The sequence below is a fragment of the Roseibium sp. M-1 genome (genome assembly GCF_054515675.1).
Genome location: NZ_CM137257.1, coordinates 5,306,774 through 5,332,280, shown reverse-complemented (window position 1 = coordinate 5,332,280; position 25,507 = coordinate 5,306,774). Strand labels below are relative to the sequence as shown.

Here is a 25,507-nt window from a genome sequence, read left to right as displayed (position 1 = left end):
GGGTTCTCCTCAGCGCGGCGGCAGGCGCACGGACCCGTCGAGACGGATGGTCGTGCCGTTGAGATAGGGGTTGGCGGCGATCTGGGCGGCGAGAAGCGCAAACTCTTCCGGCTCGCCAAGACGCGGCGGGAACGGAATGTTGGCCGCAATCTTGGCCGAGACCTCTTCCGGCAGGCCTTCCATCATCGGGGTGCGGAATAGACCCGGGGCGATCGCCATGACGCGGATGCCGTGCTGGGCGAATTCGCGCGCCGCCGGCAGGCACATGGCCGCAATGCCGCCCTTGGAGGCCGAATAGGCCGCCTGGCCGAGCTGGCCGTCCTCATAGGCAACGGACGCGGTGTTGATGATGACACCGCGCTCGCCATTCTCCAGCGGCTCCACCTCCATCAGCCGCTTCGCGGCATGGCTCATGACGTTGAAGGTACCGAAGAGATTGACCTTCAGCGTCTTCTCGAACGTCTCGAAAGAGAGCTTGCCCTCGCGCCCGACGATACGGGCGGCAAAGCCGACCCCGGCGCAGTTGACGACCACGCGCGGCACGCCGGAAAGCTGCCGGATCGCCTCATCGAGCGCCTGGCCGACGGCCGCCTCGTCGCTGACATCTGCCTGAACGGCGATGGCACCAATCTCGGCGGCGACGGCCTTTGCCCGCTCAAGATCGAAATCGAGGATCGCGACCTTTGCGCCTTCACGGGCGAGATGACGGGCGGTCGCGGCGCCGAGGCCGCTGCCGCCACCTGTAACAAGTGCGGTCTGTCCGGAGATCAGCATGTCACGGCCTCGATATCGGTTTCCAGTATCATAGTTATATTCCATACCTATCTAGGCACACCAAAAGGGTGCACTCCTTCCGGCCGGTCTAACCGGCCAGAAGGAACAGGGTGATTGACGGGAACAGCACCAACAGGATCACGCGGACGATGTCGGACGTGACGAACCAGAGAACCGCCTTGTAGGTCTCCTTCATCGGCGTCGACCGGTCCATGGCGTTGATGATGAATAGGTTCATGCCGACGGGTGGCGTTATCAGCCCGACCTCCACGACGATCAGAACCAGAATGCCGAACCAGATGGCGACGTGTTCCGGGCTCATGCCGAAATCGAGCACGCTGATGACCGGGAAGAAGATCGGGATCGTCAGCAGGATCATCGACAGGCTGTCCATCAGGCAGCCGAAGATTACATAGAAGATCAGGATCATCGTGAGGACGACAATCGGGCTGAAGCCCTGGCCGACGACCCAGGCGGACAGCTCCTGCGGCAACTGGCTGAGCGCCAGGAAGCTGTTGTAGAAGCCGGCGCCGAGCACGATGAAGAAGATCATCGCCGTGCTCATCGCGGTCTGGATCATGCTGTCCATGAACACTTTCCAGGAAAGGTTCCCGGACAAAAGCGCGATGATCCCGGTGCCCGCGGCACCGACGGCGGCGCCTTCGGTCGGAGTGAACCAGCCCAGATAAATGCCGCCGACGACAAGGCCGAAGACCAGCAGTACCGGCCAGACATCCACCAGCGCCTTGAAGCGCTCCGCATAGGGCATGCGCTCGCGCGTTCCGGCCGAGCCCGGGTTCAGGCGCACATAGATCGATATAGTGATCATGTAGCCGATGGCGGCGAGAATCCCCGGAATGAAGGCGGCCAGGAACAGCTTGGCGATGTTCTGCTCGGTCAGGATGGCGTAGATCACCAGGATGACGGACGGCGGAATGAGGATGCCGAGGGTGCCGCCGGCCGCCAGCGTTGCCGTTGCAAAGCCGCCGGAATAACCGTATTGGCGCAGTTCCGGCAGGGCGACGCGGCTCATGGTGGCAGCTGTCGCCAGCGACGAACCGCAGATAGCGCCGAAGCCCGCACAGGCGCCGACGGCGGCCATGGCAACGCCGCCCTTGCGGTGGCCGAGCCAGCTTTCTGCGGCCTTGAACAGCGACGACGACATGCCCGAATGGGTGGCGAACTGCCCCATCAGCAGGAACATCGGAATGATGGTCAGCGAATAGCTGGAAAAGGTCGAATAGGTCTCGCCCTTCAGCTTGGAAAGAATGATGTTCACGTTTCCGGTGGCCAGGTAAAGACCGCCGAGGCCGCAGATCATCATTGCCAGCCCGATCGGCGCGCGCAGGAAGATCAGAAGCAGCAGAACGGGAAACGACAGGTAGCCGAGTTCAAGCAGGCTCAATGGACCCCTCCTTCGGCGTCCGGTGTGAACCGCTGGCCGGTGATGTATTCAAGCACCCTGGCAACGGCGCAGTAGATGGCAACGACGGAGGCGACCAGCGCGGCGGCAAAGCTCAGCGCAAAGGCCCACCAGACCGGAAACTGCAGCAGAAAGGTGGTTTCGTTGTAGCGCATCTTGTCTTCCATGCCGACGAAGAGACGCCAGGTGATCAGCAGGATCAGTGCGCTCAGGAGCACTTCCCAGACCACATCGAGCACCCGGTTTAGCCAGCGCGGAAAGCTCCCGGCAAAGACGTCGACCGTCGCGTGGCCGCGCCGGAGCTGACAGATCGGCAGGAAAGCGAAGATGGTGAAACTGATGCCGGCCTCGACCAGTTCGAAATCGCCGGCAACCGGGCCGACGCCGGTTGCGATCAGGGCGTTGGCGAGACTTTCGGATGCCGAAGTCAGCAGCTCGGAATGTCCGAATGTGTTGAGCCCGCGCCCCAGCACGCTGACGCAGGTCAGCGCAATCAGTGCCGTGAGCACCAGACCGCCAAGGATCGCCATGAAGCGCGCGAGACGCTCCACCAGTGTGAGCAGCATTGGTCTTTTCCTGTCGGAGAATGCCCCCGGAACCGGGTTCCGGGGGTGTCTTTCAAGGCGTCAGTTCGCCATCAGCTCGGCGGCACGCGCCTGCAGCGCCTTGCCATCAATGCCCTTGGCTTCCATTTCGCCATACCATTCGTCGATGGTGCTCTGGGCGGCAGCCTTCCACTCTTCCGCCTGTTCCGGCGTCAGGGTGATGATGTTGTTGCCCATTTCGACGGCGGCCGCGCGCGGACCGGCATCGTCGGACTGCATCTGCTTGCCGGCGAAGGCGGAGAATTCCAGCCCGGAATTCGCGTCAATGACGGCCTTCAGGTCATCCGGCAGACTGTCGTACTTTTCCTGGTTCATCGCGAAGATGAAGGAGGTCGTGTACAGAGCATCGCCTGGGAACTCGGTGTGGTTCTTCACCAGCTCGTTCACCTTCAGGGCGCCGACAACTTCCCACGGAATAACGGTCGCATCCACCACGCCCTTCGAAAGCGCTTCCGGGATGGCCGGAACCGGCATGCCGATCGGCGTCGCACCGAGGTTCGAGAACAGCTTGTTGGTGACGCGGGTCGGCGCACGCAGCTTGACGCCGTTCAGGTCCCCGACCGCCGTGATCGGCTTGCTGGAATGGATGACGCCCGGACCATGCACCCAGAGGCCGAGCGGCTTGAAGCGCGCAAAGTCCTCTTCCATCATGGTTTCTTCGGCCAGCGTCCAGTAGGCGCGGGACATGGTCTCCGCGTCCGTCATGGTGAAGGGCAGTTCGAAGACTTCGGCGCGCGGGAAACGGCCCGGCGTATAGCCGGCAACGGTCCAGACGATATCAACCACACCGTCGACCACCTGGTCGATCAGCTCCGGCGGCTTGCCGCCCAGCTGCATGGCAGGATACCGTTCGATCTTGATGCGCCCGCCGGACTCCGCCTCGATCTTGTCCGCCCATGGATCGAGCACGTTCTTCGGAACGTTGGCCTGGGCCGGCAGGAACTGGTGCAGGCGAAGCGTCACTTCCTGCGCCAGGGTGGACGACACCGAACCGCCAAGCGCGATTGCGGAAACGGTCGCGGCCACTGCCAGTCTGGCAAGCTGCTTATGCAAGTTGATCATGGTTTCCTCCCTGTTCGATCAACTTCAAAACCCGACCCGAGTCCTCTCTCCGGTCAGATGATGATGTATAATAGTTATGTCTTATAACTTTTTTCAAGCCCTATTCGCAGGGTCCTCTCCAGGATTTCTGCCGCAGCTTTGCATGGCCGGGCCGCCTCGAAAAGGTTTTCGTTTCTGCCAACGGCAAAAGCATCACAACATCCTGTAACTTTTACCGGAGTTTGTGATGAATTGGATATGAAGGCAAGGCCTTCGATCATATCGCCCCCTCGAAGCGGCAAACTCCCTGGCAATCCGCAGATCTTCCGCTGCGGATCCGGCCAGCCCGGCCTCACCGCAGTCCCGGCGAACCGAAGTCCACAAGACCGGCACGTGGCAGACCCACTTTGATTGTCAGGATTGTGAATGAACCAAAACGAGAAGTAAAATGAGCGTTTGAGCGTCTTACTTTCCAAAATTGGAAATCAAATAATTCGACGTCACTGACAGTGCAAGATGTCAGTCAGACTGATCCACGGAACAGGTATTCCTGGCCGGACGGCTTCAACACCTTAAAATGCTTCAATAAAGAACCAGCAGGCGGCAGCTGCATGTGCCGCCTGCCGGTCAGGGTCCGGTCTCACGCGGACTGGGAGGTCAGGGCCGGTGAGACCGTTAGCTGTTCGAAGAGCCGGGCGACAGCCTCCGCGCCCGGGTCGTTGTGGCCCGAGAGACTGGATTCGGAGACATAGGAGGCCCGTCCGGCCCGGGCCCGCGTGATGCGGGCAGTCGCATCCGCGCCCTGGCGCGCTTCGCTGGCTGCCGCCTCGATACCGTCTTCCAGGGCGTTCAGCGCGGGTTGCAGGGCGTCGATCATGGTGCGGTCGCCGGGCTTGGCGCCGCCCACCTGCATCACCCGGTCGAGACCGGCCTTCAGCGCGCCGATGGCACCGCGCCCGCTGGACGAGGCATCGCCGGCAGCGGCAAAGAAGATCGCCAGCAGCACGCCTGAGGAGCCACCCATGGTCTGGCTGAGTTCCAGACCGATCGCCCGGTAGAGCTGGGTGAGATCGGCCAGCGGCAGCCGGTCCAGCGCCTTGATCAGGGCGCGGGCGGCGGTCGCGAGCGTGCTGCCCGTGTCGCCATCGCCGGACTTGGCATCGAGCGCGTTGAGATCGGCTTCCGCCTCGATCAGGATATTGCAGCAGCGTTCGATGAAGCGCCTTGTCTCGATGTTCTTCGACGGCAGCGGCTGGATCGGCGACAGGCCGTCCGGCAGCGGCAGCACGGAGACGGGACCGAGGGCCAGGCACCCCGGCCAGACCCAGGGCGCGACCGGCGCCTGCAGCAACGCCTCCTCGGTCTTGCCGACCGGCAGGAGCGACACGGAAAAGCCGTGCATGTCGAGTGAGGTCATCAGTGAGGCCGGGCCGATCATCCAGCGGATCTGGCTGCCGATGCGCGACAGGGTCAGTTCCTCCAGAAGCACACTCATTTCCAGAGGCGTCGTGCTGCCGAGGTTATTGAGGATCGCCACGTGCGGCCCCGGCGACAGATGCGGTGCCAGCTTGTCGACCACCATGGCCATTGCCGCCTTCGCGTTGGAATAGGTGACCTGCTCGATCCCAGCCTCGCCATGAATGCCGAGGCCGAGCTCGGCCATGCCCGCTTCGATCCGGTCTTCCTTGGGCGAGCCCGGGATGGTGCAGGTGTCGAGCGACATGCCGATGGAGACCGCGCCGCCGATGACCTTTCTGGCCGCTTCCGTCACCGTCTCCAGATCCGCCCCCTGGTCGGCGAGCGCGCCGGCTATCTTGTGAACGAAGAGCGTGCCGGCGACGCCGCGCGCCTGCGGCAGGTCCGGCAGGGCGACGTCATCGTCGACAATCACCATGTTGACCTTGAGGCCGAAGGCTCGGGCGCGTTCCGCGGCCAGCCCGAAATTGAGCCGGTCGCCGGTATAGTTCTTGACGATCAGCAGGCAGCCCGCCTTGCCGGTGACGGCCAGGATGCCGGCCAGCACCGCATCGACGGAGGGCGAGGCAAAGACCTCGCCGCAGACGGCCGCCGTCAGCATGCCCTGGCCGACAAAGCCTGCGTGGCTCGGCTCGTGGCCGGAGCCGCCGCCGGAGACCAGCGCCACCTTGGACCTGTCCCAGTCGGTCCTGACAACCACCTTGATATGCGGATAACCGTCCAGCCGTGCCAGCCGACCGCCTGCGGTCCTGAGCGCGCCGTCGATCGCTTCGGTGACGAGCGTTTCCTTCGTGTTGATGAACTGCTTCATGTCCCGTCTCCTCAGGAAATACGTGCGCCGCTGGCGTCGAAGAAAAGCGGATTGCGTGGCTGGATGGCGAGCATGTCGCCAGGTTCATAGGTCTGGCGGCCTTCCGACAGCGTGACGATGTCGTGCCCGTCGAGCGACAGGTGCAGGCGCGTCTGGTCGCCGAGATGTTCCACCCGGCGGATCTCAGACATCTTGCCTTCGCCCTGCGCGATGTGTTCGGGCCGGAGGCCGATAGATTTTGCCCCGCTCGGCGCACCGGCGAACATGCCCGCCGGCAGCACATTGATGCGCGGCTGGCCGAGGCGGCCGGCCACATAAAGATTGACCGGGTTCTCGTAGATCTCCCGCGGCGTGCCGAACTGCACCAGCCGGCCATGATCAAGCACGCCGACATGGGTCGCCATGGTCATCGCCTCGATCTGGTCATGGGTCACGTAGAGCAGTGTTGCTCCGAGGCTTTCCTGGATGCGTTTCAACTCGATGCGAAGGTCCGAGCGCAGCTTGGCGTCGAGCGAGGAGAGCGGCTCGTCCATCAGATAGATGGACGGGTCCCGTACCAGCGCCCGGCCGATGGAGACGCGCTGCATCTCGCCGCCCGAGAGGTTCGTCGCCTTGTTGGCGAGCTTGTGCGAGATCCTGAGCACCTCGGCGACTTCCGTCACCTTGCGGTCGATCTCGTCTTCCGGTGTCTTCAGGAGCGGCGAGCGCAGCGGGAAAGCCAGGTTGTCGCGCACGCTCAAATGCGGATAGAGCGAATATTGCTGGAAGACCATGGCAACGTTGCGCTGCGCGGGCGTGTCATTGACGACAGAGCGGCCGCTGATGACGACATCGCCTGCATCCGGCGCCTCGAGGCCCGCGATCAGCCGCAGGATCGACGTCTTGCCGGCACCGGTCGGGCCCAGCAGCGTGACGAAGGCCCCGTTCGGGATGGTCATCGTGACGTCGTCGACGGCCTGCGTGTCGCCGAAGGTCTTCGACAGGTGAGCAAGTCTGACCTCAGCCATGAGCAAGCACTCCCTCGTTCAGTTCCGAGCGCAGCGCCCGGCCCGACTGGTTATCGAAGAGCGTCACTGTTGCGCCGTTGAATTCCAGCCCGACAAATTCGCCGGTGCGGACGACCTGATCCGACGGGATCCGGGCCTTCAGTTCGCCGTTGGCCGTCTTCAGGGTGACGATCTGGGTGGTGCCGAGATATTCGGCCGCCAGCACCTCGCCGCGATAGGTGCCGCTGTCGGAGAGCGCGATGTGTTCGGGCCGAATGCCGAAGACCATGTCGCCCTCGAACGGCTCCACCAGACGCGGCACCTCCAGCGCCTCGTGATGCATCTGCACTTGCGAGGAACCGGCATGCACCTGTCCATGAAAGCGCAGAAAGTTCATCGACGGCGAGCCAATGAAATCGGCAACGAACATGGTCGCCGGCTTGTCGTAGATGTCCTGCGGTGTGCCGAACTGCTCGATGACACCGTGGTTCATGACGACGATCTTGTCGCCCATCTGCATGGCTTCGAGCTGGTCGTGGGTGACATAGACCGTGGTTGCGCCCATGCGGTCGTGCAGGGCGCGCAGCTCCTCGGCCATGTGCTCGCGGAATTCCGCGTCGAGCGCACCCAGTGGCTCGTCCATCATGAAGGCCTTCGGATCGCGCACGATGGCACGTCCGAGAGCGACCCGCTGGCGGTCGCCGCCCGACAGACCGCCGACCGGCCGGTCGAGAATGTCGGTAATGCCGAGGATGCGGGCAACCTCCGACACGCGCTCCGCCACCTGGGCCTTGGACATGCCCTGGCTGACCAGCGGATAGGAGATGTTCTTGCGCACGTTCATGTGCGGATAGAGGGCGAACATCTGGAAGACAAAGGCGATGTCGCGCTTGCTTGCCGGCTGCTGGCCGACCTCTTCGCCGTCGATATAGATCTCGCCCGAGGTCGGCAGCTCCAGCCCGGCGATCATGCGCAAGGTGGTGGTCTTGCCGCAGCCGGACGGGCCCAGCAGCATGAAGAACTCGCCGTCCTCGATCTTGAAGGAGGAGGACTGCACGGCGGTGAAGTCGCCGAATTCCTTCCTCAGGTTTCTGATGACAATCTCAGCCATGACAGGTCATTCCGGAAAGTGGCTGACGACGATGAACATGATCGTGCCTGTCAGCGTGACGATGAAGGAATAGGTGTAGGCCCACAGAACCAGCGGCTGCATCAGCATGATCACGCCTATGGCGATCAGGATGGAAGCCAGCATTTCCCAGGACCCGCGGCGGAAGCGGACGAGGCCGTTCATGAAGTCGGTGATCATTTGCGGACCGCTCCGAAGGTGATGCCGCGCAGAAGATGCTTGCGCAGGAGAATGGTGAAGACCATGACCGGCACGAGGAAGATCGTCGCGCCTGCGGCCACCGCCGGCCAGTCCTGGCCGCCGACACCGATGATGGTCGGGATGAAGGGCGGTGCGGTCTGGGCCGTACCTGAAGTCAGCAGCACCGCGAAGGCATATTCGTTCCACGAGAAGATCAGGCAGAAGATGGCCGTTGACGCGATCCCGGTTGCCGCCTGGGGCAGCACCACCTTGTAGAAGGCCTGGAAGCGGGTGTAGCCGTCGATCAGCGCCGCCTCCTCGTATTCGCGCGGGATCTCGTCGATGAAGCCTTTAAGCAGCCAGACCGCCAGCGAGATATTGACCGCCGTATAGAGCAGGATCATGCCGAGATGCGTGTCCGACAGGCCAAGCGTGCGGAACATCAGGAAGATCGGGATCGCGACCGCGATCGGCGGCATCATCCGGGTCGACAGGATGAAGAACAGGAGATCGTCCTTCAGCGGCACCTTGAACCTGGAAAAGGCATAGGCGGCAAGCGTTCCGAGGAACACCGACAGGAAGGTCGAGCCGAAGCCGATGATCACGGAATTGAGGAAGCGCTCGCCGTAGCGGGACGGGCCTGCAATCACCATGTCGCGGTTGCGCACGATCTCCTCGTACCAGGTCGCCGGCGGCGGCAGGGCCTGCAGCTGTTCCGGCGACACACGGGTGCGGGTGGTGAAGAGGTTGACGTAGCCTTCGAGCGAGGGTTCGAACAGGACCTTCGGCGGATAGGCGATGGCATCGACCGGTGTCTTGAACCCCGTCGTCAGGATCCAGACCAGCGGCAGCAGGGTGATGACCGCGTAGGCGATGACCAGGGAGCCAGCCACCCATTTCTGCCGTGCGGACGGTTCGGTGATGGAATAACTGCTCATCTTTCTTTCACCTTGTTGAGCGCCTTCACGTAGATCGAGGCAAGGCCGAAGACTGTCACGAAGAGGATGATGGCGTAGGCGGAGGCATAGCCCGTGCGCCACTTCTCGAAGGCTTCCCGCTTGAGGTTGATGGAGGTGAGTTCGGTGACGGAGCCCGGGCCGCCGCCGGTCAGCTGCACCACGAGATCGAACATCTTGAAGTTCTCGATGCCGCGGAACAGGACAGCCAGCATGAGGAAGGGCAGCACCATCGGGATCGTGATCGTCCAGAACTGGCGCCACTTGCTGGCCCGGTCGATTTCCGCGGCCTCATAGATATAGTCCGGTATCGACCGAAGCCCGGCCAGACATATCAGCATGACGAAGGGGGTCCACATCCAGGTGTCGACAATCACGATCGCCCAGGGCGCCAGCGCGACATCGCCGATCATCTGGAACGAGGACGGATCGACCCCGGTGAAGAACGAAACCCCGTAATTGAAGAGGCCGATCTGCGGCTGGTAGAGGAAGGTCCAGAAGTTGCCGACAACGGCCGGCGACAGCATCATCGGCAGCACGATCAGCGTCGTCCAGAGGTCGTTGCCCTTGAATTTCCGGTTGATCAGCCAGGCGAGCGTGAAGCCGATCAGCACCTGCAGGAAGATCGTCCAGAACAGGAAATGGGCGGTCGCCTGCATGGTCAGCCAGATATCGCCATCCGTCAGGATGCGCTCGTAGTTGCGCAGACCGATATATTCGACTTCCCGTGTCGGCCGGTTGGCCCGGAAGTCGGTGAAGCTCAGGTTGATCGTCCAGATCAGCGGGAAGATGTTGACCGCCAGCAGCAGGAAGATCGTCGGGGCGACAAACAACCAGGCGATGGTGCGGTCTGAAAGGCCCCGGATTTTTCTCGCCAGCGTCGGGGGTGTCGCTTTGGCTATGCGGTCGATGGGCATGTCGGCCATGGGATGCTCTTATAAGGTACTAAGGGTCCGGGCAAGGAACCGGCCAGAACCTGGCGTGCCGGGGTCCGTGGCCGGGGAGTGGCCGGTCGGATCTGGCAAACCGGTTGAGGCCGGCCTTTCGCTTGGGACTGCCCGGAGAGAGGCCGGACAGCCGCGCGCTCTATCGATCAGAGCTTGCCTTCGTCTTCGAAGGTCTCGGTCCAGTCCTCGATCAACTTGTCGAGGGCTTCCTTCGCGGTGCCCTGGTCGGCCACCACATAGTCATGCAGGCGCTTCTGCATGGCCAGCAGCAATTCCGCGTAAGCCGGCTCCTGCCAGAAATCCATGACGCCATCCATGGCGAGCAGGAAGTCGGAGGCAAAGGGCGCGCTGTCCGGGAAGCTCGGGTCGTTCAGGACGCTGACATGGCAGGAATAGCCGCCGAGGTCCCACCACTTCTTCTGCACGGTCGGCTGGGCGAACCACTTGATGTATTCAAGCGCCGCGTCCTGCTTGTCCGAATAGGCGACAACCGAGATGCCCTGCCCGCCGAGGGTCGAGGCTTCCTTGTTCTGGCCCGGGTTGACGAAGAAGCCGATCTTGTCGCCGCCGACATCCGGATCGGCATAAAGGCCGGGGAAGAAGGCGAACCAGTTCATGGCCATCGCCACCTGGCCGGATTTGAAGGCGTCGAGCGACTGTTCCATGTAGCTGTCGGTGTAGCCCGGAGGCGTCGCGGTCTTGTAGAGCTCCTTGTAGAACTCCAGCCCGGCCACGGCTTCGGCCGAATTGACCGCGCCTTCCATGTCGTATTTGCCCGGCGTCATCTCGTATTTGAAGCCGAAGGGATACATGGAGCTGGTGGCGCCCATGGTGATGCCTTCCGAGCCGCGCTCGGTGAAGATCGCAGCGCCGTAGCGTTTCTGGCCATCGATCTCACGCTCCTGGAAGAACTGGGCGACCTCCAGAAGTTCGGCCTGGGTCTTGGGCGGCGCCAGATCGCGGCCGTGCTTTTCCTTGAAGGCGGCCTGGATGTCTTCGCGCTCGAACCAGTCCTTGCGATAGAACCAGCCGTTGGCATCGCCCATCGCCGGCAGGGCGTAATAGTTCGGCGTGCCCTTCGGCCAGGTGGAATAGGCATAGACGGTCGCCGCAGCGAAATCGTCCATGCTGATGCTTTCCTTGTCGAAGAACTCGTTCAGCTTGACGTAATGGCCGTTTTCCGCGCCGCCGCCGATCCACTGGCTGTCCCCGATCAGGAGATCGCAGAGCTTGCCGCCGGAATTGAGCTCGTTGAGCATGCGGTCGGCGAAGTTCGGCCAGGGCACGAACTCGAATTTCATCTTGTGGCCGTACTCGGCCTCGAATTCCTTGGACAGTTCCACAAGGGCGTTGGCCGGATCCCAGGCCGCCCAGCACAGCGTCAGGTCTTCGGCCTGCGCAGTCGAAACGGTCAGTCCGCTGGCCGCTGCAAAAGCGGTCGCCGCGAGAAGTTTCGCAGTTTTCATGGGTGAAGTCCTCCCGAAATGGTCACGCGCCGGCGCCTGCCGGTCCGCAGCACTCCTCCAAGTGCAAGGCCACGGTAACTGACATACGTATGTCACGTCAATGAATTTTCTGACATACGTCTTTCTTTTCGCCGTCAAACATGCAGAGGGCCTTCGCGGAACGAGTGCAAGATATTGTTATTGCTTATCTTATCGAGATGAAGAAAAGAGAGCCGAAAGGACGGCTCTAATAGAGATTCTCGCGCATGATGATCTCGATACGGATCTTTTCCTGCGCCTCGTAGATGTCGGTGCCGTCGCATTTGGCCCTCAGCACCCGGAGCGCACTGCGCACCAGGTGGCCGACATTCTGCGCGATCACCGCATCGAGCTCGCCCGCTTTCAGGGCATCGCGGGTGACCGAGGTCAGGTCATGGGCGATAGCCACCAGCTTGCCGGCCACATCGTGCTCACGCAGCGCATCGAGCATGGCCGCATTGCCGGAGCCCATGGAATAGACCGCCTTCAGCTCCGGATGAGCCTTCAGCGCATGATCCAGCGTCTCGTGGATCCGGTCCGGATCGTCATGGAACTCGATGGTCGGCAGGCTCTTCAAGCGCGGGAAGTCACGCGACAGCACCTCGTCGAGGCCAAAACGGCGCTCGATACTGTCGCGGGCCACCATGGAATTGGTGACGACCAGAATGCTGCCGGTCTCGTTGCGAAGGAACTTGCCGAGCAGCGCCCCTGCCGTCTTGCCGGCCGAGAAGTTGTCGATGCCCGCGAAATAGTGGCATTTCGAGTTCGGCAGGTCCGAGACCAGCGCCACCACATAGACGCCCGCACTCTTGATATGGGCAATCGCATCGCGCACCTGCGGCGTTTCCGGCACCATGATCGCAACGCCGTCGAGATCGGAAAGGTTCAGCGTCTTCAGCTTGTCGACGACCGCGTGCGGGTCTGCCGCATTCACATGCAGAACACCGACATCGGCCCTGTCCGCAACCTGGGCACCGGAAGCTTCTGTTACGGCCGCGCTGATCGTCTCGACGAAATGATTGGGGCCCTCGGGCAGCACAAAGACAAATTTGTACTGGCGCTGCTTGGCAAGGTTGGCCGCATTGGTGTCCCGCACATAGCCAAGTTTCTTGACCGCCGCCTTGACCCGCTCCGCGTTTTTCGGCCGCACATCGGCGCGCCCGTTCAGCACCCGGTCGACCGTCGACAGGCTGACCCCGGCTTCGCGCGCGATATCATGGACGGTTGGCTTCACGGCTGCGGCTCCCAATTGGAGCCAATGTCGCGCAGCTTTCTGACATACGTCAATCTAAAACGGGGTCTGGCTCAGGCAGAGCGTTAAATTTCCCCAAGGATATCAGATGATTGGAGCTTCGCAAGCGCGTAATCTCTGCGTCTCGCAAGGTCACTCGCCGTTGAATGATCAGTTTGATGCCCAGTCCGGCACGACCAATCCAGACGGAAGCCAACACACGCCGGCCCGGATGATCCAGAGGCCGCAAAGGCTTCAGACCGCTCTTTTCGACATACGTATGCCAAGACATTTCCCGAAGTGAAGCCAACCGACGGGACGACACGGCCCTTGCCGTTAGCCTTCTTTCCCACGGCAAAGGAATCGACCACGGGTCGGGGCACCGGGCCGCCAGCCCGCCTCGGGTCAGGCATGCAGAAAGGTGACCTCTGTTCCGGTGCATTCCTCGCCGCCCGAAGCCGGCATCGCACCGGGCAGCTGCGATGCGGCTGCCTTCCGGTAGGCTTCGATCATCCGTGTCAGACCCTCTTCGACACCTGTCCTTGCCTGCCAGCCAAGCAGTTGCCTTGCCCGCTCGGGCGACCCGACGAAGCCGTTGACGTCGAAACTGCGCGGACCGACGTGGCGGATTTCGGCGCCGGTTTCCGCAATGCGTACGCTCGTCTCGGCAAGTTCGGTGAGGGTCGTGCCGACGCCTGTCACGAACTGAACCGGCGGCGGCGGCGTCTTTTCCGCCTCGATGAACCCGGCCATCAAAAGGATGCCGTCGACGACATCGTCGAGATAGTTGAAATCGAAGACATGGTCGCGACCTTCCACCTGCAGAGACCGGCCTTCGGTGGCCGCACGGGCAAAGGCGGGGACGACCCGGTCGGCGTGATCGGAAATGCGGCCGTAGACGTTCGAGAACCGCAGGATCGCAGCTTTAACACCTGTTTCCCGGGCTGCTTCCACCAGCCGTTCGCCGGCAAGCTTCGAGCGGCCATAGACATTCATCGGCCTGCGTTCCGTATCTTCCCCGGCGGGGAACACGGAGACGGGCCCATAGGCTTCGCGGCTGCTGCCGAACAGCACCCAGGGGCGCACCGGGCTGCTGTGTGCCGCCGCAAGGACATTGCGGGTCCCACCGACATTCACCCGGCGGCAAAGAGCCGGATTGTGCTCACCCCAAAGAACGCGGGAGACGGCGGCCAGATGAATGATGCCACCGCAGCCCTGGACGGCCTCGTTGACGGCCCCGGCATCCACCGTGTCCTGCGGCCCGCAAGCGATATCGTAGCCGCGCACGGGCTGCCCGAGCGCCGTCAGCCTTTCGACGAGGGCCGCGCCGATCAGACCGGAGCTTCCGGTCACCAGAATGGGAAGGGACATGATGGGTGTCATCCAGGGGTAGCCAAGAAAGCCCGGTCGCCTACCCGTTCAACCGTTGCCTTCTGCCAAGCACGCTTCGTGCCAACGGCCGGATCAGCAACCTGCAGTCGGACGGCAGCCAAACCGAAGCGGGTTCTTTCCGCGGACTTGCTTGCGAAATGGAACCCGGCCCGGCCGGGCTGAAACCCGCCCCGGAACATCTCCGGAAAGACATTGTGGAAACTGTTGCCGAGCCCCCCCTTCCCACCCAGGCAAAAATTGCCGGGTCTCGCTAGGCAATTTTTGCCGCCCACCCCTTTTGAGCGGGGGATTTCCCCGGGTTTCCGGCCCTTTCACGCCACACCCGGCCATGGCATGGAAGTTGCTGATCCAAATCCGGCTCCAAGAGGGAGCTGCTGGAACCTCCTTACTTGACAACGATCACCGTCACGCCCGGCGTGACATCGCCATATGTCTCCGCTCCAAGCACGCCGGTGTCTCCGGCCACGGAGGAGTCGTCTTCCCAACAGACCTCCAGCGGATCGGCAGCAACGCCCCTCATCTCCACCCTGCTCCTTGCGAACTACAGCGCAATCACCTTCCAGGAGGTTCAGGGGGAAAACACCGATCACATAACGTCCCTGACGACGACGCAGATAAAGCAGCTTACCGCAACGGACCTCGCCGCCTTCACCGCGGCCGAGCTGCAGGCTCTCACCGCCCCCCAGATCTCGGTACTTTCCTCCAGCCAGATCCAGGCCTTGTCGGAAACGCAGATCGAAGCTTTCAGCCCTGGCCAGATCAAGAGCTTCTCGACCTCCGTGATCGCAGGCTTCTCCAGCACCCAGTTCTCCCATTTCGGGGCGGACGACATGGCCGCGCTGACGAGCCTGCAGATCAAGAACCTGTCCGCGAGCCGCCTGTCCAACCTCACCCTCGAGCAGTTTTCCGGACTTGCTTCGACCCAGCTCAGCATGCTGAGCACTGCCCAGTTCAGAAGCCTCACGACCGGCCAGATCGAAGCCATGTCCGCCACGCAGGCAGGCCAGTTGACGACGACCCAGGTCGGCAGCCTGTCGCTTGCGCAGGCCAAGGCGCTCAGCGTCGACACGCTGCTGTCCCTGTCCAGCACCCAGTTCCGCGCCCTGACCAGCCAGACCATCGCGGCCCTGACCACCACGCAGTTCGGTGCCCTGACGTCGACCCATATCGGCCAGTTGACATCCACCCAGGTGAAAGGCCTCGCCCCCACGGAAATTTCGGCGCTGTCGGCGACCCAGCTTTCCGGCCTGAGCCCGGTTCAGATCTCCGTTTTCTCAACGCGGCAGGCCCAGGCGCTGACGACGGAGCAGTTTCAGTCGCTGAGCCCCGCGCAGATCCGCTATCTGTCCGGCACAGCAATCAACTCCTTGTCGACCACACAGATCGGTGCCTTCGGTGCTGCCCACATCGCCAATCTCAGCAAGGCGCAGATCCAGGGTCTGACCATGGCCCAGACCCGGGTCCTGAACGAGACCCAGTTGGGCGCCCTGAGCCTGGCGCAGATCGGCCTACTGACGGGAACCTCGCTCGCGGCCCTCGGAGCCGATCAGATCGCAAACCTGTCGGCCGACCAGTTCGCTTCGCTTTCCTCCACGCAGATCACCGCACTCTCGAACGAAGCCATCGGCAGCCTGAGCGAAATCCGCATCGCCAGCCTGACCGCGACCCAGTTCAAGGGGCTGACGGCGAGCGATTTTTCTCTTTTCTCCGAGGACCAGTTCAAGGCCCTGAGCACGACGCAGCTCTCCTCGATCTCCTCCAACCAGATAGGCTCCCTGAAAGAAAGCCAGATTGCCCTCCTGACCGGCACGCGCCTGGAGGCCCTGTCCTCGTCCGCCTTCTCCGGCCTGACGAAGACGCAGCTTTCTTATCTCTCCGACGAACAACTTGGCGGCCTGCATGGCGGCCAGATCCGCGCAATCTCGGGCACGATGATTGCAGCCCTGTCGGAAAGCCAGATCGGCGCCCTCGGACCGACGCAGCTCGGGAACCTGATGGCGGCCCAGATCCGCTATTTCACGCCGGCGCAAGTGCAAGCGCTTAGCGCAGACCAGATGGGGTCGCTCGGCTACGCCCAGGCGCTTGCCTTCAACGGCACCTCGATCAAGCTGCTGTCCGGCGAGCAGCTCGGCGCCCTGTCGAGCAGCGCCATCAAGGGCCTGACCACCAGTGCGATCGCCGCGCTCACCACCGAGCAGGTCGAGGGCCTGTCGACCGGCTTTGTGTCCTCGCTGCAGACAACGCAGCTGCGCAGCCTCAGCCAGACGGCGGTCTCGAGCCTCAGCCGCAGTCAGTTCGAAGCCCTGAGCACCACCCAGCTGACGGATCTGGCGGCCCAACAGATCCGCGGCCTGACGGAAGACCATATCGCGGCGCTTACGCCCGACCGGCTGACGGCACTGACCGCTGCGGCGCTCAACGGCGTGTCTGCCGCGCAGATAGCGGCCTTTTCGACAGAACAGCTCGGCCAGTTGAACGAGACCCAGATCGCCGGCCTCAGCGGCGGCGCCCTTGCCGGCCTGACGACGGAGCAACTGGGTGCGCTCTCGCTCACGCAGATCTCGGCGCTCACCGGGTCCCAGGTCAGGAGCCTGAGCAACACGGCGGTTTCCTCGCTGTCGGCGGACCAGTTCCAGGCTTTGACGACAACCCAGATTGCCTCTCTTGGCGGCAACACGGCCGGCCTGACCGAAGCCCAGGTCGCAGCACTTCAGAATGAACGCCTGGCCGCCCTGTCGGCCGTGGGTATTGCTTCGCTCGGAACAGCGCAGATTGCCGTACTGTCGGCTGACCAGATCGCCGGACTCACCACGACACAGGTCAAGGCGCTGTCGAGCACGTCGGTCGGCCATCTGAGCGCCACCCAGTTCGACGCTTTTACCGCTCCCCAGATAGCTGCCCTTGTGGCCAACCAGGCCAAGGGGCTGTCGACGACGCAGATCTCGGCCCTCTCGACCACCCAGATCGCTGCACTGGCCCCGGTGGCGGTGACGGCGCTCGATGCGACGCAAACCGCCGTTCTGTCGACGGACCAGATCCGCTCGCTGAACGCCAAGCAGATGGCGTCGCTGTCGGCAACCGGTCTGTCCGGGCTGACGAGCGATGCGGTGAGCGCCCTGGAAAAGACCCAGATCTCCGGATTGACCGCGTCGCAGGTGGCCTCCTTGAGCACCGGTCAGATCGCCGCCCTTCGGCCGGAACAGTTCGGGCTGTTGAGCGCGGTCCAGCTGCGCGCCCTCACCCAGCCGCAAATGCAGTCGGTATCCGCGACGCGGCTTGCGGGCCTTTCGACCACCCAGTTCGCCGAGCTGTCCGCCGCGGCCATTGGTGGCTTGAGCGAGGATACGGTCGCGGAGTTCTCGGCAACTCAGCTCGGCGCCCTGACAACCACCCAGGCACGGGGTCTGACGGAAGACCAGGTCGCCGCGCTGTCCCTGCAGCAACTGGCGGCGCTGAGCGACAAACAGGTCGGCGCCCTGTCGTCGTCGGGTCTGGCGGGGTTGTCGGTGACGGCCCTTTCAAACCTCTCCCGGTCTCAGCTCGGAGCGCTTTCCGGTGCACAGCTGCGCGCGTTCAATGCGACCCAGTTCGAAGCGCTCGCACCCGAGCAGATCGGCGCGCTGACAACCACACAGGTCTCCGGCCTCGCCGCCGCCCAGGTCTCGTATCTTACAGCGCCGCAGCTCGAGGCCCTGAGCACCTCGCAGGTCGCGTCCATTTCGGCGGCCGGCGTCAGGGGGCTGACCCGGACGGCAATTGCGGCCCTCAGCGACGCCCAGTTCGCAGCGATGAGCAGCACGGCCCTCGCCGGCCTGAGCAGCAGCCTGATCCAGTCCTTGAGCACGGCACAGGTCGCCACGCTGACGGCAACCCAGATAAAAGGTCTCACCGCCTCGGCCATCGGCGCAATGAAGACCTCGCAGATTTCCGCCCTCAAAAACGATCAGTTGGCCTTGTTGACGGCATCCCAGCTCGCCGGCCTCACTGAGGAGGGGCTTGAAAGCCTGACGACAGATCAGGTTACCGCCCTTTCGCGGGTCCAGATCGGCAGCCTGAGCGCAGCAACGCTCGACGGGCTGACGGCAAGCCAGGCGGCAACTCTTTCGACGACCCAGATATCGGGTCTGTCGGCCGCGCAGATCGGTTCGCTTTCGCAGGAGCAGGTCGGGTCCTTCACGTCCGGCCAGATCAGCAAGATGACCGCCACCCAGATTGCCGGTATTTCCGGCGACGGGGCGGGCGGCCTGACGGCATCCTCGATCGCAGCCATGTCAACGACACAGCTCAACGCCCTGTCGGTGGCCGCCTGGCAGGGCTTGAGCGCAACGGCTATCGGCTCGCTGTCAACGGCCCAGATCGCCGGCATGGCGCCCGTGACCATCGGCGTGCTCAGCCAGGATCAGATTGGTGCCCTGTCGACGGCCCAGATCGAGACCCTCACCAAACCGCAGCTGCAGCGGCTGACGTCCTCGGCGCTCGGAGCGATGAGCTCCGAGCAGCTCGGAGCGCTTTCGGCCAAGCAGATTTCCTCCCTTGGCGCAAAGACTCTGTCCGGCCTGAGCGTGGAACAATCCGGCCAGCTTGGCGCGGACAAGCTGCTGGCGCTGACTTCGGATCAGTTCGCAGGCCTTACCACCAGCGTCATTGCCGCGCTGTCGACAGAGACCGTTTCCAGCCTGTCGACCCACCAGGTCCGTGCGCTCAGCGCCAAACAGATCGGCGCGCTGTCAAACGCGCAGATAGCCGCGCTCAGCACTGACCAGATCGCCGCCATTTCTGTTGCCGGCGTTGGCGGACTCTCCGCAACAGCGCTGTCGAGCCTCTCCAACAATCAGCTTGCACGGCTTGATCCGGACCAGATCGCAGGCCTTTCGGCGGCTGCCCTGTCGCAAAGCGGTTCGGCCGTTGTCTCCCGTTTGTCTCAGGACCAGTTTGCAGCGCTGACACCCGCGCAAACCACGTCCTTCAAACCGGAGCAGATTGCAGGCCTCAACAGCTCCCAGATTGCACAACTGTCAACCTCCCAGGTGACAGGCCTTTCTTCGTCCCAGGTGGCTGCACTCACTCAGGACCAGATCGGTGCCCTCGGGACGCGGCAGGTCGCGGCGTTGTCGGCAGCAGGCATTTCCGGCCTTGGTGCCGAGCAGATCGGCTGGATGTCGGGCACCCAGCTTGGCGCTCTCACCTCAAAACAGATGACGAGCCTTTCCACCGGCACCATCGCCTCGCTTTCAGCCAATGGTCTTGCCGCCTTTACCAATGGCCAGTGGACCAGCCTGACCGCGACCCAGACCGGCGCCCTGACCGCGACGCAGATCGGTTCACTCTCGGCCTCGCGCCTGGCCCTGATGACGACGACGGAAATCGGCGGTTTGTCAGGCGCTGCCGCCGGCGCACTTTCCACGTCCCACCTGGCGGCCCTTGCGACGCAACAGATCGCCGCCCTGTCGAAATCGGCAATCTCGGGCATGAACGCCACCCAGATCATGTCCCTGTCGAGCGACCAGCTCAGCGCCGTGACCACGAAGCAGATCGATGGTTTGACGGCGACGGCGCTTGGCGGCTTGTCGGCAACGACCCTTGCCGAGCTGACGGACCAGCAATTCGGGGCTTTGTCGGCAACTGCCATCGGCGGCCTTTCATCAGGGCAAATCGCTTCGCTGACCACGACGCGCATCGGCCTGCTGACACCCGGCACGGTCGCCGGGCTGTCTTCGGGACAGGTCGCGAGCCTGTCGGTCGAACAAATCGGCGCATTGAAACCCAACCAGATCTACAATCTTTCCTCCGCCGGACTGAAAGGTCTCTCCGCCTCTCAGATGTCGGCCCTCAGCGCGGCGCAGATCAACGCTCTTTCACCGGAAAGCATCAGTGCGTTGACCGCAACGGCCGCTTCCGGCCTGACCCAGACCCAGATCGACACCCTGGGTCCGGAACAGATCGGCGGCTTTACGGCGACAGCCCTATCCGGCTTCGGCGCGGACCAGATCGGTTCGCTGACAACGGAGCAACTTCGCGCCCTGTCTGAAAGCGCGTTGCCGGGCCTTTCCGCCACACAGATCGGTGCGCTTTCGTCCGTCCAGTTCGAAGCCTTCACCTCGACCATGATTGGCGCCCTGTCTCCGTTCACCATCGCGGGCCTTTCGGAAAACCAGATCGAAGCCCTGACGCTGACCCAGATCAGCGGCCTCAGCGCAGCCCAGGTGGGCTCGATCTCCACCTCCGCTCTGGCGGGCCTTTCGCCGGACGAGATCGCCGAGATGACCGGTTCTCAGCTGGCGGGCCTCGTCCGCGTACAGCTGCGCGCGCTGTCCAATGCCCAGTTCTCCGCCCTGACGGCCACCCAGATCGCCTCGCTCAGCGCCAACCAGATCTCCAACCTGACCAGCGGCGAGATCTCGATCCTGTCGTCCACGCAGTTCCAGGCCCTGACTTCCCGCCAGATCGGCGCGCTGACCGTCACCCAGCTCGGTGCCCTGCAGCCGGAGCGCATCGGCGCGATGAGCTTTATCCAGCTTTCCGGCCTGACCGGTACCCAGATCGGCTCCCTCGATCAGGACGCAATTGCTGCCCTGACCCCGCAAGCGATCGAGAGCCTCGATGCCGGTCAGATCAGCCATTTCACCCAAACGCAGATCGCCGGCATGACAGCTGCGCAAATCGCCGCCATGGCGGTGGCAGTCGCCTGATCTTTGCGCCATCATCCCGACTCAGTCATCCTTGGAGTGCGCCGGTAAATGGCCAATGAAACGTCCCTGACCATCCTTGAGCTCATCAGTGCCGCGGAAGCATTGAAGACCAGCGGCTCCCACGGGGCTGCGGAAGTGCTCTATGGCTCCTGGATCGCGCAGAACCCGGACGACCCGTTGCTGTACGCGGTGCTCTTCAACCAGTCGGTGCTCTTCTCGGAGACCGGCAAGCTGGCGGCGGCCCGTGAGACGCTGCAACGCGCGCTGGCGCTCAATCCGGAGTTTCATGCGGCCCATATCAATCTCGGCCGGGTTCTGGAGCAGGAGGGCGATATCGGCGCAGCGGTCGGCCAATGGAACAAGGTGCTGGAGCAGACGCTTGCCGTCACGCCGGCGCTGCTTTCCTCGCGCCTGACTGCGCTCAACCAGATCGCCCGCACGCTGGAAACGGCCAACCAGGACGTGCTGGCCGAATCCATGCTGCGGCAGAGCCTGGAGCTGGATCCGCGCCAGCGCGAAGTCGCCCAGCATTTCATCGCCCTGCGCCAGCGCCAGTGCGAATGGCCGGTGGTCCAGCCGCTGGAACGGGTTTCGGCGGTCGATCAGGTCCGTGCCATGTCGCCGCTTTCGGCCGCCGCCTACAGCGACGATCCGCTGTTCCAGCTGGGGCTTGCCGCCGACTACAGCCGCAATGATGTCGGCCTGCCGGCCGCACCGCTGAGGGCCTGGGCGAAGGCCAGGGACCACGACGGCCCCTTGCGCATCGGCTACCTGTCGTCGGACTTGCGCGAACATGCGGTCGGGCACCTGATGGCCGAGGTCTTCGGCCTGCACGACCGCAGCCGGGTCGAGGTCTTCGCCTATGATTGCGGCGTGCCCGCGGACGATGCTCTGAGCCGCAATTTCCGGGCAACCACGGACCACTGGCGGACGATTTCGGCTGTCGATGATGAAACCGCAGCGCGGCTGATTGCCGAGGACGGCGTCCAGATCCTTGTCGACGTCAACGGCTATACCCGGGAAGGCCGCACGAAGCTGGTGGCGCACCGGCCGGCGCCGGTCATCGTCAACTGGCTCGGCTACCCGGGCACCACGGCCAGCCCGTTCCACCACTACATCGTCGCCGACGGCGTCGTCGTCCCGGACGATCACGAAATCTATTTTTCGGAAAAGGTCCTGCGCCTGCCCTGCTATCAGCCCAACAACCGCCAGCGCGTTGTTTCGGACCGCAGCTTCACAAGGGCCGATTTCGGCCTGCCGGAGGACGGCACGGTCTTTTGCTGCTTCAACGGCAGCCACAAGATTACCCGCTTCTGCCTGGAACGCTGGTTCGCGATCCTGAAGAAGGTGCCAGGCGGCGTGCTGTGGCTGCTGACGGGCGGCGAGGAGACCGACAGGCGGCTCAGGGGCCTGGCGGAGACCGCGGGGATTTCCCCCGACCGGCTGGTCTTTGCGCCCAAGATCGCGAATGCCGATCATCTGGCCCGCTATCCGCTGGCCGATCTCTTCCTCGACACCACGCCCTATGGCGCGCACACGACGGCGTCCGATGCGCTGTGGATGGGCGTTCCGGTGCTGACGATTGCCGGCAGATGCTTTGCCGCCCGCGTCTGCGCCAGCCTTGTCACCGCCGCGGGACTGGAGGAACTGGTCTGCCAGACCCCGGATGCCTATATCCGCCGCGCCGCCGAGCTTGGCCGCGACAGGGACGCCCTTGAGCTGCTTCGGCAAAAACTCGTGGCGGGGCGCGACAGCTGCACGCTTTTCGACACGCCCCTGCTCGTCGCGAGTCTGGAGGACCTCTACGACCGGATGTGGCAGGACTGTACCGGCGGCACCCTGCCCAGACCCCGCCTTGAGGACCTGGACGCCCTTCTCGACATCGGCGCGGCCATAGACCACGAAACCACCGACATGCTGGCCGTCACCGACTACCGCGGCTTCTGGCGCGAACGTCTCGCAGCGCGGCACGACATCCACCCGCTTTCCGGCCGCAGGTTTCCGGAATTTCTGGGACTCTAAGTTTCAATACCCTTTCTGAAGAAACATCTGCATCCGGAAAAAGCGATGCGGGCTGGCGACTTGTGCCGGTTTCCGCCTGTCCACACCCCCGGATGCATACGCCTTTAATGCATTCCGCGGGAACCAAAGCGTTCCCGCACCCGTTGAATCCTCGACGAGCCACAAGACACTCGCCGACCTGGAAAGGGTTTAACGATCGCGGGGCAGTCCGCGATATGCCGGAGCGCCACCATGTTGCGACATCTGCTTTTGACATTGACCATGACCGGATCCCTGAGCGCACCGGCCATGGCGGACTGCGTCCTGCGGGCCGACACGTCCGAGGAAACGCGGGATGACCTTGCGCAAATGCTGTTTGAACCGCAACTCATCGCAGCGGATGCATCGCACCTATCCTGGGAGTACGGGCAGGCTTTCCCCGGCACGCAAAGCGACCGTGCCCCGGCGCGGGAACTCGATTGTTCGAACAGGGCACACCGGCGGAACACTGCCACAGAAGAAGAAAAGAGCGCGGAGTTCCAGGTTCGTTTCGTCTCGATGCCCGACTACGCTCCCGTCGAATGGAAAGACGTCCCCGCACCGGACCTCTCCAAAGAGACGCCCGGACTGGCAGGCATGGTTCCGATCGAGCTTGAACGGGTGCCTGCCGCCGGAAAAGCCGGCTCCGGCGTGACGTCGCTTGCCGGAGGCGAGCTTCTCTCCCGGACGCAGCACAGCGCGAGGGTGAAGGTCACGGTGACCGGACCGGGCGGATCCACGGACAACTGAACCTTGACCTTCCTCTTCGTCGCTACACGGCCCGAGAGCTGCCTTCAGGGCGACAGAAGATTGCGCGATAGCGGACGGGGACAGACCGGAAAAGACCGACATACGGGATAAGGGATGGCTGAAGATTTCGACGTTCTGGTCACAGCGGAAGAGGCCTGGCCGTCCTTTGAGCGTGCCGTCCTGTCTGCAGAAAAGGAAGTCGTCGCCGGGTTTCGCATCTTCGACATGACCACCCGGCTTCGCAGCGACGAAGGCAAGGCCGTTGGCAAGGACTGGTTCGATCTGCTTGCCCACGTGCTGGGAAAAGGCGTTTCGGTGGATCTTGCCGTCAGCGATTTCGATCCGGTCATGGCAACCGACCTGCATGAATTGACCTGGCGCACCGTCAAACAGGGCGCAGCCCTGCGGGAAGTCAGCGGAGCGAGCCTCGATCAGCTGTCGGTGCGCGCTGTCCTGCACCCCGCCCGCGCCGGCCTTCTGCCCTGGCTGGCTTTTCTGCCGAAAGTCCTGCAGGAGAGAAACAGTAAGCTGCGACGTTTCAGCGAGAAACGGCGTGCCTGGCAGGCCGTCGGCCTCACCCGGAAGAAGCTTCCGCGGCTGCATACCGTCTCCCACCACCAGAAGATCGCGGTGATCGACGGAGAGGTGCTTTATATCGGCGGCCTCGACCTCAACGAGCGTCGCTACGACACTCCGCAGCACGACAGGCCACCGCAACAGACATGGTCGGATGTCCAGGTGATCCTGCGCGGACCTGAAGCCCGGGACGCATTGCGGCACCTGAAAACGTTCGAAGAAGTCACCGCAGGCAGGAAAGATGTTCCCGCCTGCCCGCTGCTGAAGCGCACGCTGTCGGTGCCAAGGCGCTTCCAGATGCCTTTCCTGTCCCCGAGCACGCTCCTGAAGGAGATCGAGGAAGCCCATCTCGAGGCCTTCCGCGCGGCGCGGCAGCTTATCCTGATCGAAACCCAGTTCCTGCGCTCGCAGCGTGTTGCCGATGCCCTGGCCGAGGCGGCTGTCAAGAACGCGGAGCTCGGCTCGGTCGTCATCCTTCCCGCCTTGCCGGACGATGTCGCCTTCGAAAACTCGGACGGGCTCGATGCACAATACGGCCTCGCGCTGCAAAAGCAGGCCGTCACGCATCTGGTCGAAGCCTTCGGCAAGCGGATCACCCTGGCAACGCCGGTGCAGCCTTACCTGGCGTCCCGGGAAGGACCCGCCGTTCATGCAGGTTCGCCCGTCATACACGTCCACAACAAGGTCCTGCTGAAGGATGACGACTATGCAATCGTCGGCTCGGCGAACCTCAATGGCCGGTCGATGCGCTGGGACACGGAAGTTGCGATCGAACTGACCCGGCCGGATCGCCTGAGCAGGTTCAAAAACAAGATTTTCCGGCACTGGTGGCAGGAGCACCTGTGCGATGTCGCCGTCACGCCCGAAGAGCTGCAATCCTCCTGGCACGCCGAGATCATGCGCAACGGCGTTCGTCTGCCGCAGACCCGCAAGGGGTTGCTCGTACCCTATGATCTTTCGAAAGGCAGCGAGATGGCGCAGCCCCTGCCGGGAGTGACGGAAGACATCGTCTGAAAA

At 63.2% G+C, this 25,507-nt stretch carries 17 protein-coding genes; 4 read left to right on the top strand and 13 right to left on the bottom strand.

The genetic code is table 11. The features are described 5' to 3' along the window. Nucleotides 1-9: 9 nt before the first annotated feature. The 13 genes from ACX3M4_RS24140 to ACX3M4_RS24080 form a co-directional block, all read right to left on the bottom strand. On the bottom strand, nt 10-774 hold the full coding sequence (locus tag ACX3M4_RS24140; protein WP_459355516.1) for an SDR family NAD(P)-dependent oxidoreductase: 765 nt from the start codon (nt 772-774) through the stop codon (nt 10-12). A gap of 88 nt (nt 775-862) precedes the next feature. Next, the gene (locus ACX3M4_RS24135; protein WP_459355515.1) at nt 863-2,179 is read right to left on the bottom strand and encodes a TRAP transporter large permease; all 1,317 of its coding nucleotides are present in this window, start codon (nt 2,177-2,179) and stop codon (nt 863-865) included. Then, nucleotides 2,176-2,763, bottom strand: coding sequence for a TRAP transporter small permease (locus tag ACX3M4_RS24130; RefSeq protein ID WP_459355514.1), 588 nt, complete (start codon nt 2,761-2,763; stop codon nt 2,176-2,178). Before ACX3M4_RS24130 ends, ACX3M4_RS24135 begins: the two co-directional genes overlap by 4 nt. A 60-nt stretch (nt 2,764-2,823) precedes the next feature. After that, nucleotides 2,824-3,864, bottom strand: coding sequence for a TRAP transporter substrate-binding protein (locus ACX3M4_RS24125; RefSeq protein WP_459355513.1), 1,041 nt, complete (start codon nt 3,862-3,864; stop codon nt 2,824-2,826). Nucleotides 3,865-4,483: 619 nt separating this feature from the next. Beyond that, nucleotides 4,484-6,130 carry a dihydroxyacetone kinase subunit DhaK gene (locus tag ACX3M4_RS24120; RefSeq protein ID WP_459355512.1) on the bottom strand — a complete coding sequence of 549 codons (1,647 nt, stop codon included), beginning with the start codon at nt 6,128-6,130 and terminating at the stop codon, nt 4,484-4,486. A gap of 11 nt (nt 6,131-6,141) precedes the next feature. Next, nucleotides 6,142-7,137, bottom strand: coding sequence for an ABC transporter ATP-binding protein (locus ACX3M4_RS24115; RefSeq protein ID WP_459355511.1), 996 nt, complete (start codon nt 7,135-7,137; stop codon nt 6,142-6,144). Then, on the bottom strand, nt 7,130-8,227 hold the full coding sequence (locus ACX3M4_RS24110) for an ABC transporter ATP-binding protein (protein WP_459355510.1): 1,098 nt from the start codon (nt 8,225-8,227) through the stop codon (nt 7,130-7,132). The genes ACX3M4_RS24115 and ACX3M4_RS24110 overlap by 8 nt, the downstream gene beginning before the upstream one ends. A gap of 6 nt (nt 8,228-8,233) precedes the next feature. Further along, nucleotides 8,234-8,425, bottom strand: coding sequence for a hypothetical protein (locus ACX3M4_RS24105; protein ID WP_459355509.1), 192 nt, complete (start codon nt 8,423-8,425; stop codon nt 8,234-8,236). After that, complete coding sequence (locus tag ACX3M4_RS24100) at nt 8,422-9,363, bottom strand: carbohydrate ABC transporter permease (protein ID WP_459355508.1); 942 nt, start codon at nt 9,361-9,363, stop codon at nt 8,422-8,424. The genes ACX3M4_RS24105 and ACX3M4_RS24100 overlap by 4 nt, the downstream gene beginning before the upstream one ends. After that, a complete protein-coding gene (locus tag ACX3M4_RS24095; RefSeq protein WP_459355507.1) occupies nt 9,360-10,307 on the bottom strand; it encodes a carbohydrate ABC transporter permease in 948 nt (315 codons plus the stop codon). Before ACX3M4_RS24095 ends, ACX3M4_RS24100 begins: the two co-directional genes overlap by 4 nt. Nucleotides 10,308-10,474: 167 nt before the next feature. Beyond that, the gene (locus ACX3M4_RS24090; RefSeq protein WP_459355506.1) at nt 10,475-11,794 is read right to left on the bottom strand and encodes an ABC transporter substrate-binding protein; all 1,320 of its coding nucleotides are present in this window, start codon (nt 11,792-11,794) and stop codon (nt 10,475-10,477) included. A gap of 226 nt (nt 11,795-12,020) precedes the next feature. After that, nucleotides 12,021-13,046, bottom strand: coding sequence for a LacI family DNA-binding transcriptional regulator (locus ACX3M4_RS24085; RefSeq protein WP_459355505.1), 1,026 nt, complete (start codon nt 13,044-13,046; stop codon nt 12,021-12,023). A gap of 402 nt (nt 13,047-13,448) precedes the next feature. Continuing rightward, nucleotides 13,449-14,414, bottom strand: a complete 966-nt coding sequence (locus tag ACX3M4_RS24080; RefSeq protein WP_459355504.1) for an NAD-dependent epimerase/dehydratase family protein — start codon at nt 14,412-14,414, stop codon at nt 13,449-13,451. A gap of 410 nt (nt 14,415-14,824) precedes the next feature. Here ACX3M4_RS24080 and ACX3M4_RS24075 point away from each other — a divergent pair, with 410 nt between their 5' ends. The 4 genes from ACX3M4_RS24075 (at nt 14,825) to ACX3M4_RS24060 (ending at nt 25,504) form a co-directional block, all read left to right on the top strand. Then, on the top strand, nt 14,825-21,124 hold the full coding sequence (locus ACX3M4_RS24075) for a beta strand repeat-containing protein (protein ID WP_459355503.1): 6,300 nt from the start codon (nt 14,825-14,827) through the stop codon (nt 21,122-21,124). A gap of 48 nt (nt 21,125-21,172) precedes the next feature. Further along, nucleotides 21,173-23,146 carry an O-linked N-acetylglucosamine transferase, SPINDLY family protein gene (locus ACX3M4_RS24070; protein WP_459355502.1) on the top strand — a complete coding sequence of 658 codons (1,974 nt, stop codon included), beginning with the start codon at nt 21,173-21,175 and terminating at the stop codon, nt 23,144-23,146. Between the two features lie 231 nt (nt 23,147-23,377). Beyond that, a complete protein-coding gene (locus ACX3M4_RS24065) occupies nt 23,378-23,914 on the top strand; it encodes a hypothetical protein (RefSeq protein ID WP_459355501.1) in 537 nt (178 codons plus the stop codon). Nucleotides 23,915-24,028: 114 nt separating this feature from the next. After that, nucleotides 24,029-25,504, top strand: coding sequence for a phospholipase D family protein (locus ACX3M4_RS24060; RefSeq protein ID WP_459355500.1), 1,476 nt, complete (start codon nt 24,029-24,031; stop codon nt 25,502-25,504). Nucleotides 25,505-25,507 lie beyond the last annotated feature (3 nt).